At 51.5% G+C, this 15,106-nt stretch carries 13 protein-coding genes; all 13 read right to left on the bottom strand.

What is annotated here, in order from left to right:
* Positions 1-9: 9 nt before the first annotated feature.
* Positions 10-1,092: a prephenate dehydratase gene (gene pheA / locus GOC95_RS00935; protein WP_275355076.1), complete on the bottom strand. Its 1,083-nt coding sequence runs from the start codon at positions 1,090-1,092 to the stop codon at positions 10-12.
* 23 nt (positions 1,093-1,115) lie between these two features.
* A complete protein-coding gene (gene serC, locus GOC95_RS00930) occupies positions 1,116-2,195 on the bottom strand; it encodes a 3-phosphoserine/phosphohydroxythreonine transaminase (RefSeq protein WP_275355074.1) in 1,080 nt (359 codons plus the stop codon).
* 24 nt (positions 2,196-2,219) lie between these two features.
* A complete protein-coding gene (gene gyrA / locus GOC95_RS00925; protein ID WP_275355072.1) occupies positions 2,220-4,793 on the bottom strand; it encodes a DNA gyrase subunit A in 2,574 nt (857 codons plus the stop codon).
* 210 nt (positions 4,794-5,003) lie between these two features.
* Positions 5,004-6,191, bottom strand: a complete 1,188-nt coding sequence (locus tag GOC95_RS00920) for an O-succinylhomoserine sulfhydrylase (protein WP_275355071.1) — start codon at positions 6,189-6,191, stop codon at positions 5,004-5,006.
* A 193-nt stretch (positions 6,192-6,384) separates the two neighbouring features.
* Positions 6,385-7,920, bottom strand: coding sequence for an amidophosphoribosyltransferase (gene purF / locus GOC95_RS00915; RefSeq protein WP_275355070.1), 1,536 nt, complete (start codon positions 7,918-7,920; stop codon positions 6,385-6,387).
* Positions 7,921-7,953: 33 nt separating this feature from the next.
* Entirely contained in the window at positions 7,954-8,472 is a 519-nt protein-coding gene (locus tag GOC95_RS00910; protein ID WP_275355069.1) for a CvpA family protein, read from the bottom strand.
* Positions 8,473-8,478: 6 nt separating this feature from the next.
* Entirely contained in the window at positions 8,479-9,234 is a 756-nt protein-coding gene (locus GOC95_RS00905) for an SPOR domain-containing protein (RefSeq protein ID WP_275355067.1), read from the bottom strand.
* A gap of 47 nt (positions 9,235-9,281) precedes the next feature.
* Complete coding sequence (folC, locus tag GOC95_RS00900) at positions 9,282-10,577, bottom strand: bifunctional tetrahydrofolate synthase/dihydrofolate synthase (protein ID WP_275355066.1); 1,296 nt, start codon at positions 10,575-10,577, stop codon at positions 9,282-9,284.
* Positions 10,577-11,443, bottom strand: coding sequence for an acetyl-CoA carboxylase, carboxyltransferase subunit beta (accD, locus tag GOC95_RS00895; RefSeq protein ID WP_194746835.1), 867 nt, complete (start codon positions 11,441-11,443; stop codon positions 10,577-10,579). The genes folC and accD overlap by 1 nt, the downstream gene beginning before the upstream one ends.
* Before the next feature lie 50 nt (positions 11,444-11,493).
* A complete protein-coding gene (gene trpA / locus GOC95_RS00890) occupies positions 11,494-12,294 on the bottom strand; it encodes a tryptophan synthase subunit alpha (protein WP_275355064.1) in 801 nt (266 codons plus the stop codon).
* 79 nt (positions 12,295-12,373) lie between these two features.
* Complete coding sequence (trpB, locus tag GOC95_RS00885) at positions 12,374-13,576, bottom strand: tryptophan synthase subunit beta (protein WP_194746837.1); 1,203 nt, start codon at positions 13,574-13,576, stop codon at positions 12,374-12,376.
* 22 nt (positions 13,577-13,598) lie between these two features.
* The gene (locus GOC95_RS00880; RefSeq protein ID WP_275355062.1) at positions 13,599-14,246 is read right to left on the bottom strand and encodes a phosphoribosylanthranilate isomerase; all 648 of its coding nucleotides are present in this window, start codon (positions 14,244-14,246) and stop codon (positions 13,599-13,601) included.
* Between the two features lie 16 nt (positions 14,247-14,262).
* On the bottom strand, positions 14,263-15,051 hold the full coding sequence (truA, locus tag GOC95_RS00875; protein WP_275355060.1) for a tRNA pseudouridine(38-40) synthase TruA: 789 nt from the start codon (positions 15,049-15,051) through the stop codon (positions 14,263-14,265).
* Positions 15,052-15,106: the final 55 nt, after the last annotated feature.

The raw sequence follows: 15,106 nt of genomic DNA, 5'->3' as shown, positions 1-15,106 counted from the left end.
AAGACGTAGTTAAATAATGGCGGTTGGGTAAGAACCCAACACTTTAAGGAAAGTGGCACGTGCAGCCAGCTCTTGCAAGGCCGCCTGCACTGCCGGCTGTTGCTGGTGACCTTCAATATCCACAAAGAATACATAGTTCCAGAGATTCTGGCGTGAAGGACGTGACTCGAGCTTGGTCATGCTCACGCCATGACGCGATAAAGGCTCCAGCAACTGCAGGACAGCACCTGGCTGGTTATGTGCGCTCATCACCAGCGAGGTCTTATCCTGGCCGGATGGCGCGACACCATGATTGCCCAACACCAGAAAACGCGTGGTGTTTTTGGGATCATCCTCAATATTCTCGGCGAGGATATTCAAGTCAAACAGTTCTGCCGCGCGCTTGCTGGCAATTGCCGCTGCAAACGTGCCTTGTGTGGCAACCAATTCATGGATCATTTGCGCAGCGCGTGCATTGCTGGTCACTGCTTCGCGCTGGGCATTGGGCAGTACCTTGTTCAACCATTCATGACATTGCGACAGCGACTGGGCGTGCGAAAAGACATGCGTGATCTGGTTGAGATCCTGCTGCGCCGACAGCAAACAGTGGTGCACAGGTAAAGTGATTTCACCAACCACCTGCAACGCACTGCCTAATAGTAAATCCAGCGTAATGCCCACCGCGCCCTCGGTTGAGTTTTCGACCGGCACAACGCCATAATCTGCCTGCCCGGCTTCTACTGTGCGAAAGACCTCATCAATACTGCCGCACACCACGGCCTGTCTACCCTCGCCAAATTGCTTGAGTGCAGCCTCTTCACTATAAGTCCCCAGCGGGCCAAGAAAAGCAATGGCCAGCTCTTTCTCCAGTGCGCGACAATTTGACATGACGGCGCGGAAAATATGGCTCACGGCTTCAGGCGCTAACGGGCCCTGATTTTCAGCCTGCAGGCGGCGGATAATCTGTGCTTCGCGCTCGGGTCGGTAGATCACACCATCATCTTTTAAATGACCGATTTCGCGTGCCAACTTGGCACGCTCGTTGACGAGCGCAAGCACCTGCACATCAATTGCGTCAATCTTATCTCTAAATTGTTTTAATAAATCAGACATTTAAAGCTTAATTTTAATGTGTTTTATGAATTATTTTTTTCGAATTCCTGCATGAAGGCGACCAGTGCCTGCACGCCTTCAATCGGCATCGCGTTGTAGATGCTGGCACGCATGCCGCCGACTGAGCGATGACCTTTGAGTTGCAATAAGCCTCGCGCATCCGCTGCTTTGAGGAAGGCTTCGTTCAAGCCCTCGTCACGCAAACGGAAGGGAATATTCATGCGCGAACGATAGGCGTGCTCAATCGGATTACTGTAAAAATCGGTTTGATCCAGATAGTCATACAGCAGGTTGGCTTTGGCGATGTTAATTTTCTCAATCGCTTCCACGCCGCCCTGAGCCAGTAACCACTCAAACACCAGACCAGCAATATAAATGCTGTAAGTCGGTGGCGTATTGATCATACTTTGGTTATCTGCCTGCGTTTTCCAATGAAACACTGCCGGCGTGAGCGGGGAGGCTTGTTCCAGCAAGTCTTCACGCACAATGACCAGGCACAATCCGGCAGGGCCTATATTCTTCTGTGCGCCGCCATAAATCACACCGTATTTTGAAACGTCAATCGGGCGTGACAGGATATGCGAAGACATGTCAGCAACAATCGGCACACCATGCGTCTCAGGCACCTCAAGAAACTCCACCCCATTGATGGTTTCATTGGTGCAGTAATGAACGTAGGCAGCCTCTTTATTGAGCTTCCAGTCGGAAAATGCGGGCACATGAGTGAAGCCATCTGCTTCTGTCGTTGCGGCAATGTTGATCTGGCCATAAGCTTTTGCGTCTTGAACACTACGCTTGCTCCAGGAACCAGTCACCACATAATCAGCAGACTTGCCGTTTAACAGGTTCATGGGAATGATGGCATTTTCAGCAATCGCCCCGCCCTGTAAAAACAATACTTTGTAATTGCTGGGAATCGCTAATAACTGGCGTAAGTCGGATTCGGCTTTCTCAAGAATACTGGTAAATTCCTTGCCGCGATGAGACATTTCCATCACGCTCATGCCTGAACCATGCCAATCCAGCATTTCAGCCTGGGCACGTTCCAGCACAGGTTTTGGTAACACTGCCGGACCGGCAGAAAAATTAAAAATCTGTTTCATGTGCCTAAATATTCTTGAGTAAGGTCATTCTTCGATGTCGGTGTCAGTGTCGTCGTCAGTTTCGACAATTTTTTCCAAGCCAGACAGTTTTTCACCTTCGCCCAGGTTAATCAGCGTCACGCCTTGTGCGGCACGGCCCATGTCACGGATTTCCTTGACGCGGGTGCGGATCAGCACGCCACCGGTCGTGATCAACATGATTTCATCCTCCGCCGTCACCAGCTTGGCAGCAATGGCCAGACCGTTACGCTCGCTGATGGCAATAGCTTTCACACCCTGGGTACCGCGGCCTGAATGACGGAACTCGGACAACACTGTACGTTTACCGTAACCATTTTCAGTGGCAACCAACACAGACTGCTGATCGTTCTCGGCAATCAGCAAGGACAGAACCTGTTGTTTCGCAGCCAACTTCATGCCGCGTACACCGCGCGTCGCGCGTCCCATCGGACGCACATCATCTTCGGTAAACCAGACCGCTTTACCACCATTGGAGACCAACACAATATCGTTCTGGCCGTTGGTTACTTCAGCACCAATCAGGTAGTCACCATCATCCAGGTTAATGGCAATAATGCCGGACTTACGCGGATTTGCAAACTCGGTCAGCGCTGTTTTCTTCACGGTCCCCATTGCGGTCGCCATAAAGACGAAGTGATTTTCGTCAAACTCTTTCACCGGCAGGATCGCATTGATCTTCTCGCCTTCCTCCAGCGGGAACAGGTTCACAATCGGCTTGCCACGGCTGACACGGCTACCTTGCGGTACTTCATAGACTTTTAACCAGTACACACGACCACGGCTACTGAAGCACAGAATGTAATCGTGGGTATTGGCGACAAACATCTTGTCGATAAAGTCATCTTCTTTGGTGGCGGCCGCCTGCTTGCCACGACCACCGCGTTTTTGGGCACGGTATTCGTCTAGCGGCTGCGATTTGACATAGCCAGTATGTGATAAGGTCACCACGACATCCTGCGGTGTAATCAGATCTTCCAGCGATAAATCTTGCGTATTCTGCTCGATCTCTGAACGGCGCTTGTCACCAAACTGCTTCTGGATTTCATTCAACTCGTCCACAATAATGGCCGTGACACGTTCAGGTTTGGCCAAAATATCCAGCAAGTCAGCAATGATATCCATCACTTCTTTGTATTCGCTGACAATCTTGTCTTGTTCCAGACCAGTCAACCGTTGCAAACGCATTTGCAGAATTTCTTGCGCCTGTACATCTGACAGTTTGTAACCTTGCGGTGTCAGGCCAAAATCGACCGACAGTCCTTCTGGACGCGAGGCCTCCATGGCGGCGCGCTTGAGCATTTCCTCGACCACTGGTGAATGCCAGCTGCGGACCATCAACTCTTTTTTTGCTTCAGGTGGGGTTGGCGCGGCCTTGATGATGGCAATCATCTCGTCCACGTTGGCCAACGCCACTGCCAAGCCTTCCAGCACATGCCCACGGTCACGCGCTTTACGTAACTCAAACACAGTCCGGCGTGTCACCACTTCACGGCGATGACGCAGGAACGCTTCCAACATCTGTTTGAGGTTAAGCAACCGTGGCTGGCCATCCATCAGGGCCACCATGTTCATGCCGAACGTGTCTTGCAGTTGTGTCTGCTTGTAGAGGTTATTTAAAATCACCTCTGGCACTTCGCCACGCTTGAGCTCAATCACCACGCGCATGCCGGACTTGTCGGACTCATCGCGCAGGTCAGAAATACCTTCTATTTTCTTCTCGTTGACCAGCTCGGCAATTTTTTCAATCAGGGTCTTTTTATTTACCTGATATGGCAGCTCATCAATGATGATGGACTGACGACCGCCTTTGTCCAGGTCTTCAAAGTGGGTGCGACCACGCATTACCACACGGCCACGGCCAGTGCGGTAGCCCTCTTTCACGCCTGCCGTGCCATAAATAATCCCGGCTGTCGGGAAATCAGGGGCTGGGATCAATTCAATCAACTCATCCACACTGATTTCTGGCTGCTTGAGCAGGGCAAAACACGCATTCAATACTTCGTTGAGGTTGTGAGGCGGGATATTAGTTGCCATGCCCACGGCAATGCCTGAGCTACCGTTAATCAGCAGGTTAGGAATACGGGTCGGCATAATGAGCGGCTCTTGCTCGCTGCCGTCGTAGTTAGGGCCAAAATCTACGGTTTCTTTCTCGATATCCGCCAATAGCTCATGTGCGATCTTGGACATACGGATTTCGGTATACCGCATCGCGGCAGCATTGTCGCCATCGACCGAACCAAAGTTACCCTGGCCGTCTACCAGCATGTAGCGCAATGAAAAGTCCTGCGCCATACGGACGATGGTGTCGTACACAGCCGTATCACCATGCGGGTGATACTTACCGATCACATCGCCAACGATACGCGCAGATTTTTTGTAGGGCTTGTTGTAATCATTTGACAGCTCGTGCATCGCGTACAATACACGTCTGTGCACAGGCTTGAGACCATCACGAACATCCGGGAGCGCCCGTCCTACAATCACGCTCATGGCGTAATCGAGATAGCTGCGGCGCATCTCGTCTTCTAAACTGATAGGCAGGGTTTCTTTAGCAAATTGATCTGGAGACTGACTCATTCTTGACCCAATTTATAGTTAAAAGTTATCACGCGATTTTAGCATAAATAGCGCACTTCCGCTTGCTAAATCACCACCGATAGACCCCGGGCCTTACGTGCCTCAACGTAAGCAGGAACAACCTATGTAAAATGCAAAAGGGAGCCTAAATGCTCCCTTTGCAGATCATGCTACTCGCAGTCAAATCGACTCACGGACCATGCACACAAATTAATAGGTTCTCAGCAATTGCAAATCGGCTTTCAAGTCCTCAACATGCTCAAGCCCAACAGCTATTCTAACCAGATTATCCTTGAGACCCGCCTCAGCCCTCGCCTCAGCACTCACCCGGCTATGCGTGGTCGTGGCTGGATGGGTGATGGTGGATTTGGCATCACCCAGGTTCGCGGTAATCGAAATCAAGCGTGTGGAATCAATCAATGCCCAGGCGGCTTCCTGACCGGTTTGACCGGCGCGTGGTTTCACTTCAAAGCTGACGATGCCACCGCCCAGTCGCTGTTGCTGCTGCGCCAGGGCATATTGCGGGTGCGAGCTTAACCCAGGATAAAATACACGTTCAACGCCAGGCTGTTGCTCCAGCCATTGCGCCAAAGCCGATGCACGCGCCGCATGGGCCTCCATGCGCACTTGCAATGTTTCCAGCCCCTTCACAAACACCCAGGCATTGAATGCACTCATGGTCACCCCTGCCGTACGCAAGAAGCCATACACAGGCTCCATCAAGGCTTTACTACCCAACACTGCCCCGCCCAGCACCCTCCCCTGTCCATCGATATATTTGGTAGCGGAATGAATCACAATATCCGCGCCCAATTTAAGCGGTTGCTGCAAGGCTGGTGTACAAAAACAATTGTCTACCGCCAAATAAGCACCTGCGGCATGCGCAATCGCTGCCAGTTTGGCAATATCCCCAATCTCGGTTAGCGGGTTAGATGGCGTTTCAGCAAAAAACAGTTTGGTATTCGGCTGGATGGCCGCTTGCCAGGCATCAAGATCCGTTAAGGAAACCAGCGTCACCTCCAAACCCCAGCGCTTGAGGATGTTGGTGAACAACTGCACGCTAGTGCCAAAAATACTGCGTGACGCCACCACATGATCACCTGCACTGCACATCCCCATGATGCAAGCCAGAATGGCAGACATGCCACTGGCAGTCGCCACGCATTGTTCGGCGCCTTCAAGTGCGGCCAGTTTATCCTGAAACATGGTGACGGTCGGGTTGGTAAAACGGGAATAAATATTACCTGGCTCGGTGCCGCCAAAACGTGCTGCCGCTTGCGCTGCATTTTTAAAGCGAAAACTCGAGTTTAAAAACAGCGCCTCTGAGTTTTCGCCAAACTCGGTGGTTAAGGTGCCAGCACGCACCGCCAGCGTTTCCAAATGGTATTGATCGTTCATACTTCCTCAAACTTCTGTCCGCAAACGGACGGCAATAAAAAACCCGTTTCAGCATTGCGCTAAAACGGGTCTTTGGGCTCTCGCTTTAGCAGTATTTATAATGCGCCCGCAAGCTGAGTTTGGCTTCGTTTAAAGTTCGCCACTCAAATCAGCGCAATTTCATTAAACGCCTTTTAAAGTAGGCTGTCAAGTCTTACTCGACACCCACCAAATCCGTTGATAACAAGTTCAGATCCAGCTGGGTGGTGGAGTTTGGCGGCAACTGTTTTTTACTCATGTCACTGCGAGCAGACTCAATACGATTCAGATAAGCGGCGTCAATGTCGCCGGTCACGTATTTGCCATCAAAGCAACTGCAATCAAATTCAGTCATATGTGGATTGGACTTGGTAATGCTTTCACGCAAAGCGTCCAGATCCTGGTAAATCAAGGCATCTGCACCGATTTCAGCGCAAATCTCTTCATCGGTACGGTTGGTTGCCAGCAATTCATGGCGGCTGGGCATATCAATGCCATACACGTTAGGATAACGCACCGGTGGCGCAGCTGAGGCAAAGTAAACCTTGTTCGCGCCCGCATCGCGCGCCATTTGCACGATTTGCTGTGAGGTGGTGCCACGTACAATCGAGTCGTCTACCAGCAAGACGTTTTTGCCTTTGAATTCAATCCCGATTGGATTCAACTTCTGGCGCACGGATTTCTTGCGCAAGGCCTGACCTGGCATGATGAAGGTGCGGCCAATATAGCGGTTTTTAATAAAGCCCTCGCGATAATCCAGACCCAAGGCAATACCTAGTTGCAACGCACTTGGACGACTGGTATCAGGAATCGGAATCACGACATCAATCTGTTTATCGGCCCATTCGCGTTTAATTTTTTCTGCCAGCAAGGTCCCCATGTCCAGACGGGTCTGGTAGACAGACACGCCATCAATCACAGAGTCCGGGCGAGCCAGATAGACATATTCAAAAATGCAGGAAGTCAGCTTGGCATTTTCGGCACATTGGCGGCTGCACAGGTTGCCATCCATATCAATAAACACGGCCTCACCAGGCTCAACATCACGCAGTAGCGTAAAGCCCAGTACATCCAGTGCCACGCTCTCGGAAGCCACAATATACTCGGTGCCTTTTTCTGTTTCCTGCTTGCCGATGACCAGCGGACGGATGCCATGCGGATCGCGGAACGCCAGCAGCCCGAAATTAGCAATCATGGCGACCACAGCATAGGCACCTTTACAACGTCTGTGCACGCCTGCCACCGCATCAAACACCATATCACTGTTTAACAGGGCATTTTTTGAGGTGCTTTCAATTTCGTGTGCCAAGACATTCAACAACACTTCAGAGTCTGAATTGGTATTGATATGACGCAGGTCTTGACGGAACATTTCTGACTTCAACTGCTCGGAGTTAGTGAGGTTACCGTTGTGACCCAACACGATGCCAAATGGTGAGTTGACATAAAAAGGCTGGGCTTCTGCCGCACTGGAGGAACCCGCGGTTGGATAACGGACATGCGCGATACCCACATTACCAACCAGATTGCGCATGTGGCGGGTATGAAAGACGTCTTTCACCAGGCCATTATTTTTATGCATATGGAAGGTATTGCCATCACAGGTCACGATGCCAGCGGCATCTTGACCACGGTGCTGTAAGACCAGCAATCCGTCATACAACAACTGATTCACCGGGTTCTTGCCTACAATACCGATAATTCCACACATAGTGACATCCTATCAAACACTTGAGATTACAAATTAAATCACTGACTCGTCGAGCTGTTGCTGGTCCAAATGCACATGCTTGGCAATACTAGATGGCATCCAGGGTAGCAATTTCAAGACCAGCACTTCAATTGGCGCGCTGAACATGGCATTTGACCAGCGCGGATCCTTTGGAAGTTCCGTCATGGCAGCCAACATCACCAGAATACAGACAATCAGCAGGCCCTTCAGCGCCCCAGCCGCACCGCCCAAAATACGGTTCAGGCCACCCAGACCTACCGCTTTAATCAACGTGGTCAACAACAGCGCCAGCAAGGTACAAACAAACAATACCAGTAAAAATACCAGTAAAAATGCGGCCATGGCCTTGATCGCCTCACCAGGAATCTGTTCTGGCATATAAGCGATCACCTGACTATTGAAGCGGTTGGCTAAATAAAAAGCCAATACCCATCCGAGCACAGAAAACAGCTCATGAATGGCACCACGCATGAGACCGACCAAAATCGAAAAACCAAGAATGCCTAATACTACATAATCAAATACTGTCATAAGTACTTATGACTTACTGGCGACGATACCGCTAAAACCTGCCGCTTCCAATTTTTTGAGGGTGGCTGCCGCTTCGTTACGTGTTGCATAAGTCCGTGTTCGCAGACGCAGCTTCTGTCCAGTCGCATCGACTTTCTCAGTGGCCGTTTCAAACCCTGCGTGCTTCAGCTTGACCTGTAGATTTTCAAGATTTTTTGGATCAGAAAAAACCCCAAACTGGACAAAAAACTTGCCTGCTTTTTTATCGGATTCTACAGCGGCTTCTTTAACCGCAGGTTTCACTGGCGCAACTTTGGGTTCAACTTTGGGTTCAACTTTGGGTTCAACTTTGGGTTCAACTTTGGGTTCAACTTTGGGTTCAACTTTGGGTTCAACTTTGGCAACGACAGGCTCGGCAGTCACAACAGGCGCCGCTTCGACTTTCGCAGGCTTTGGTGTTTCTGCTACAACAGGGGCAGACGCTGCGGACTCGGTCGCAACGGGTTTTACACCTTGAGTGGGAGTGGGTTCATTGCCTGCAGGCGCGGCTTCATTATCAAGCACAACTTCATCTTCTGGCAGCTCTAAAATCGGTTCCCGGGTCGCCTGGCGGTTTACCACAGTGATTTCGACATTTTCCTGGCTGGTATCCACGACTCTGTCCTTGAGCACGAACGGCAGGATAATCAGCATCAGAATTACCAGGGTGACCGCACCCACTAACCGCCTGCGGGCAGTTTTCTTGAGCAACAGCTCATTTTCAGTCAAAGCATCTCTCGCCATAATGTGTTGAAGTTCTCACTCAGCAGATTTCAAGTGCAGGACGCTCTCTAGCAGCCCCACTGATCAGGCGTTAATTCAAGGATTGCGGCCACGGTAAAAAAGGAACCGAATACGATAATTTTATCATTTTTCGCTGCTTTCTTATAGGCGCTTCGCAAGGCATCAGGCAACGCGGCATATGTATGCAGCCGATCAGGCGCAACCTGATGGGCCAGATATGTGTTTAATTCGTGAATGTCTGCCGCGCGCGGATGCGCAATCTGGGCAATATGCCATTCGTCAAAGACATCATGCAGGATATCGACAACACTGGCGATGTCTTTATCAGACAACATGGAAAACACAGCGATGACGCGTCCACCACCGGTACTAAGCTGCTGGAGATTATCACGCAAGGCACGCGCAGCATGTGGATTATGGGCGACATCCAGAATAATGTCGGGGGAGCGTTGCCAATACTGAAAACGTCCGGTCACTTCGGTGTCTATTAGCGCCTGTAACATGACCGAAGAAGTTACTGGCAACTGTGATTGCAATGCACGTACGGCAAAAATTACATTAGCGGCATTATTCCATTGGTAGCGGCCATACAAACGCAAACTGGCAATATCCAACACGCCGAATGCATCTTCATAATGCGCGACTTGTGACTCGCGGATGTCTATCTGGTAGTCACTACCGTAGCGGTATAGCTTAACGCCCAATTGTTCTGCATAGGCAAGCAAGGACAGCGGCGGTTCGGCGTCGCCGCAGATAGCGATTTGCTCAGCCCGGTAGATGCCAGCCTTCTCGCGGCCAATCAATTCACGCGTATCCCCTAGATACTCCATATGGTCCAAGTCTACATTGGTGACAATCGCACAGGCGGCATCGACGATATTCACGGCATCCAGGCGTCCGCCCAAGCCGACTTCCAGCACCACGACATCCAACGCCTGTTGTTCAAACGCCCATAAGGCCGCCAGCGTCCCCATTTCAAAATAGGTGAGTGTGATATCGCCCCGCGCCTGCTCGACGGCGGAAAAGGCCTGGCATAAGCAATCATCAGCAATGACTTGCCCGTTGAAGCGCACGCGCTCCTGATAGTGCACAAGGTGTGGGGAAGTATAGCAGCCGACCTGATAACCGGCCGCAGTATAAATGTGCTCCAGCATGGCACAGGTCGAGCCTTTGCCGTTGGTGCCACCCACCGTAATGACGGTGAATGGGAAAGTGAGCTGTAATCGCTGCGCAACGGCTTGCACCCTGCCCAAGCCCATCTCAATAGACTTGGGATGCAATGACTCAATATAACCGAGCCAATCCTCAACCGTTTGCGGATGCTCGGGTATCACAGTGGACATCAGGCAGCTTTGGCAATGTTCAACAAGCTGGATAACACCTGGCTTAATTTGCCACGCATTTCACGACGGTCGACGATCATGTCAATCGCACCATGCGTCAGCAAAAATTCTGCACGCTGAAAGCCCTCTGGCAAGGTTTCACGTACTGTTTGTTCGATCACACGCGGGCCTGCAAAGCCGATCAAGGCATTCGGTTCGGCGATAATCACATCCCCGAGCATGGCAAAACTGGCAGAAACCCCACCCATGGTCGGATCAGTCAATACCGACACGTAAGGCAAGCCTGCTTCGGACAACTTGGTCAATGCCGCACTGGTTTTGGCCATTTGCATTAATGAGAGCAAGCCCTCTTGCATGCGCGCACCGCCACTGGCAGAGATACAGATAAAGGCACATTTCTGCTCGATGGCTGCTTGTACCCCACGCACAAAACGCTCACCAACGACTGAGCCCATAGAGCCGCCCATGAATTTAAATTCAAACACGGCAGCAACGACAGGCACGCCTTCAATCGTTCCGCGCATCACAATCAGTGCATCTTTTTCTTTGACATCACGCTGGGCAGCCTTCATCCGCTCGGCGTAGGTTTTACTATCCTTAAACTTGAGTGCGTCCACGGGGGTGACATCGGCACCAATTTCAACGCGTCCCGCTTCATCCAGCAAGACGTTCAAACGATCACGCGCGCCCAGACGATGATGATGTCCACATTGCGGACAGACTTCCAAGTTCGCGTCCAGATCGGTCCGGTATAATACGGTCTGGCAGGCATCACATTTATGCCATAAGCCCTCGGGCACGTTACGCTTCTGTACCGAGCCTACCGCACGTTTAATCTTTTGTGGAATCTTGTCTAACCAACTCATAACTTCTCCTACTGATAGATGACGATCTCTGAATACCTGTTCATCACAGCTTAAACAGAGTCAATCGCAGTACGTAATTCTTTTACCAAGGCTTGTACATTTGACTGCAAGTTAGCCGCATCGGATTGTTCAATCGCCAACACCATCCGGCTACCGACAACCACCGCATCGGCAATCGCGGCCACTTCGCGCGCGGTGGCCGCATCTTTCACACCAAAGCCTACGCCTATGGGCAAACTTGTCTGCTGACGAATTTCAGCCACGCGTTTTTTCACTTCCGTGATATCCAGGTTTGCCGCCCCTGTCACGCCCTTCAGCGAAACGTAGTAAAGAAATCCAGTCGCCTGTTTCACAATCAGCTCGGTACGTGAAGGCTCTGTCGTCGGAGACAACAGGAAAATGCTGTCTATCTCTGCAGCTGCGAGCGTTTGATTGAACGTATCACACTCTTCAGGCGGATAATCCACAGTCAACACGCCATCGACACCTGAGGCTTGCGCCAATGTAACAAATTCTGCAGCGCCCATGGCTTCAATGGGGTTAGCGTAACCCATCAGGATAATCGGCGTCTGCTGATTGGTTTCCCTGAAGGTCTTCACCATGCCCAGCACTTTACGCAAGCCCATTTTGTGCACCAACGCGCGCTCACTGGCACGCTGAATGACCGGGCCATCCGCCATCGGATCAGAAAAAGGGACACCAAGCTCGATCATGTCTGCGCCAGCAGCAACCATCGCATGCATTAAAGGCACGGTCTGATCAGGATGCGGGTCACCTGCTGTGATATAGGGGATCAATGCTTTTTTGTTTTGCGACTTGAGCGAGGCAAAAACCGATTGAATACGGGACATAAGAATCTGTGTTTTTAAGGGTTCAGAAAATGAAAGATGCACATGCGCCAGAGAGGTCTTTCTCCCTGGCTGCTGCGCATCACAATGTAATATTGGCCAAGCTTGCGACGGTGTTGATATCTTTGTCGCCGCGTCCGGACAAGTTCACCAACACAACCTGATCTGGTGACATGGTTTTGGCTAATTTTTCAGCATAGGCCAAGGCATGACTGGACTCCAGCGCGGGGATAATGCCTTCGGTACGGCACAAGTTATGGAAGGCAGCCATGGCTTCATCATCCGTAATGGCCACATACTCGGCGCGCTTGATGTCTTTCAACCAGGCATGCTCAGGACCCACACCGGGATAATCCAGGCCGGCAGAAATCGAATGCGTTTCTATGATGTTGCCGTCTTCATCCTGCATCAGATAGGTACGGTTGCCATGTAAGACACCGATTGGGCTGTTAGCGGTCAAAGGTGCGGCATGCTGGCCAGTGGTCAAGCCATGACCACCCGCCTCTACGCCAATCAGGCGTACGCCTTCTACATCAATATAGGGATAGAAGATCCCCATCGCGTTGGAACCACCACCAACACAGGCCACCACAGCATCGGGCTGGCGACCCAGCATTTCCTGCATCTGCTGTTTGGCTTCCACGCCGATCACGGCCTGAAAGTCCCTGACCATCATCGGGTAAGGATGCGGGCCGGCAACGGTACCAATGATGTAAAACGTATCCGAGATATTGGTCACCCAGTCACGCATGGCTTCGTTTAAGGCATCTTTGAGCGTCTTTGAGCCACTTTCAACCGGCACAACGGTCGCTCCCAGCAGCTTCATGCGGAACACGTTAGGCGCCTGGCGCTTAACATCTTCCGAGCCCATGTAGACCACACATTCCAGGCCCAAACGGGCTGCAATCGTAGCTGTAGCCACGCCGTGTTGACCGGCCCCGGTTTCGGCAATCACGCGTGGCTTACCCATACGTTTAGCCAACAAGGCTTGACCTATCGTGTTATTGATTTTATGCGCGCCCGTGTGATTCAGGTCTTCGCGCTTGAGGTAAATTTGAGCGCCACCGACTTTGTCGGACAAACGCTTGGCATGATAAATCGGGCTGGGGCGACCTACGAAATGCTTGAGATCATAAGCAAACTCAGCCAGAAATTCAGGGTCGTGACGGTATTTTTCATACATCAGGCGCAGTTCTTCCAACGCCTCGACCAAGGTTTCAGCTACAAAAACCCCACCAAAAGGACCAAAATGGCCACGCGCATCTGGCATATCATAGACTTGCATGTATTACTCCGTATCTATCTCGTTACTCAAACCGCCCATTATGTACAGCATCTGCCTGCACGACCTGCCGCATGAATGCAGCTATTTTTTGTGGGGACTTTATCCCTTTTTGTACTTCCACCCCGCCGCTAATATCCACGGCATAGGGTTGAATCTGCTCAACGGCTTGCGCCACATTCTCCACTTGCAATCCGCCAGCGAGAATCAAGGGCTTTTGCATCTGCAACGGGATCAGTGACCAGTCGAAGGCTTCGCCGGTTCCGCCCACGGCCTTTTCAGAATAGGTATCCAGTAGCAAAGCGGTCGCAGAAGCAAAATCAGACTCGCATTGTATCAAATTTACCCCTGGTTTGACGCGGATTGCCTTGTAATATGGCAGATTAAATTGTGCGCAATCCTGCGCAGACTCATCGCCATGAAACTGCAAACAATCCAGACCGGTCGTGGCAATCACCTGGCGCACCTCGTCGGCTGGCGCATTGACAAACAATCCCACTTTGCTGACAAATGGAGGCAACGCAGCCACAATCGCCCTTGCCTGCTCAGCGCTCACCGCACGCGGACTGGGCGCGTAAAATACAAACCCCAACGCATCTGCGCCAGCAGCGATCGCCGCCAGCGCATCTTCTAACCGGGTAATCCCGCAAATCTTAACTCTGGTTCTTCTCATGTTGTTCAGTCAGGTTTCAATCCGTGTTGAATGCATCCCAATCGGCACTGCATGGCGGCAATTGCCAGGCGGCCTCATATTGAACGCCGGTAAAATACAGACCATCGGGCATGAAGGTGGGCGGAGCAAGCCGTCTATCCCGATGTTGCAGCAGCTCGGCAAACGCTGAGACATCCAGCTTCCCTTGTCCAACATAGACCAAGGCGCCGACCATATTACGGATTTGATGCTGCAAAAAAGCATTGGCCTGAAAGTGAAAAATCAGGTAACGCCCCTGCGCCTTAAGCGCTGCCTGAGAGAGGGTGCGCACCGGGCTACGGGCCTGACACTCACTGGCCCTAAACGCACTGAAATCATGCTCGCCAAGCAGGGTTTGCATGGCCTGCTGCATGGCGCCAACCGCCAGTGGCCGATGATACCAGCCGACTCTTCCATGCTGACTCGCAGGCGCAACCGGGTGGTTGTATAGCACATACTGATAACTGCGTGCCCGTGCACTAAACCTGGCATGAAAATCATTAGCGACTTCGCTTGCCCACAATACACGTACCCAAGGGGGCAAATGTGCATTACTGCCACGCACCCAGGCATTCAAGGGCCTGGCCACAGCAGTCTCAAAGTGGGCCACTTGCATCAATGCATGCACCCCGCTATCCGTCCGTCCCGCCGCATGCAACCTCACCTGTTCACCTGCAACCAGCGCAATTGCGCGCTCTAATGCATCCTGTACCCCGGCACCATTGGGCTGACTTTGCCAGCCCTGAAAGTGAGCGCCATGATATTCTATGCCAATCGCAATTTTCATGGCGCCTAGTATAAGGGCTGAGTGCGATAACGCCTAATCAAGGCACACAAAAACA

It is taken from the genome of Methylophilus sp. YYY-1, from assembly GCF_029132825.1.
GTDB lineage: Bacteria > Pseudomonadota > Gammaproteobacteria > Burkholderiales > Methylophilaceae > Methylophilus > Methylophilus glucosoxydans.
The sequence above is the reverse complement of the archived record's forward strand: the minus strand, read 5'-3'. Positions and strand labels throughout refer to the sequence as shown.

Coding starts and splice junctions, on each gene's coding strand:
- trpB (WP_194746837.1), bottom strand. CDS start 13,576: ATGCAAGTCTATGATATGCCAGATGCGCGTGGCCATTTTGGTCCTTTT.
- GOC95_RS00905 (WP_275355067.1), bottom strand. CDS start 9,234: ATGGCGAGAGATGCTTTGACTGAAAATGAGCTGTTGCTCAAGAAAACT.
- GOC95_RS00880 (WP_275355062.1), bottom strand. CDS start 14,246: ATGAGAAGAACCAGAGTTAAGATTTGCGGGATTACCCGGTTAGAAGAT.
- gyrA (WP_275355072.1), bottom strand. CDS start 4,793: ATGAGTCAGTCTCCAGATCAATTTGCTAAAGAAACCCTGCCTATCAGT.
- serC (WP_275355074.1), bottom strand. CDS start 2,195: ATGAAACAGATTTTTAATTTTTCTGCCGGTCCGGCAGTGTTACCAAAA.
- purF (WP_275355070.1), bottom strand. CDS start 7,920: ATGTGTGGAATTATCGGTATTGTAGGCAAGAACCCGGTGAATCAGTTG.
- pheA (WP_275355076.1), bottom strand. CDS start 1,092: ATGTCTGATTTATTAAAACAATTTAGAGATAAGATTGACGCAATTGAT.
- GOC95_RS00920 (WP_275355071.1), bottom strand. CDS start 6,191: ATGAACGATCAATACCATTTGGAAACGCTGGCGGTGCGTGCTGGCACC.
- folC (WP_275355066.1), bottom strand. CDS start 10,577: ATGTCCACTGTGATACCCGAGCATCCGCAAACGGTTGAGGATTGGCTC.
- truA (WP_275355060.1), bottom strand. CDS start 15,051: ATGAAAATTGCGATTGGCATAGAATATCATGGCGCTCACTTTCAGGGC.
- trpA (WP_275355064.1), bottom strand. CDS start 12,294: ATGTCCCGTATTCAATCGGTTTTTGCCTCGCTCAAGTCGCAAAACAAA.
- GOC95_RS00910 (WP_275355069.1), bottom strand. CDS start 8,472: ATGACAGTATTTGATTATGTAGTATTAGGCATTCTTGGTTTTTCGATT.
- accD (WP_194746835.1), bottom strand. CDS start 11,443: ATGAGTTGGTTAGACAAGATTCCACAAAAGATTAAACGTGCGGTAGGC.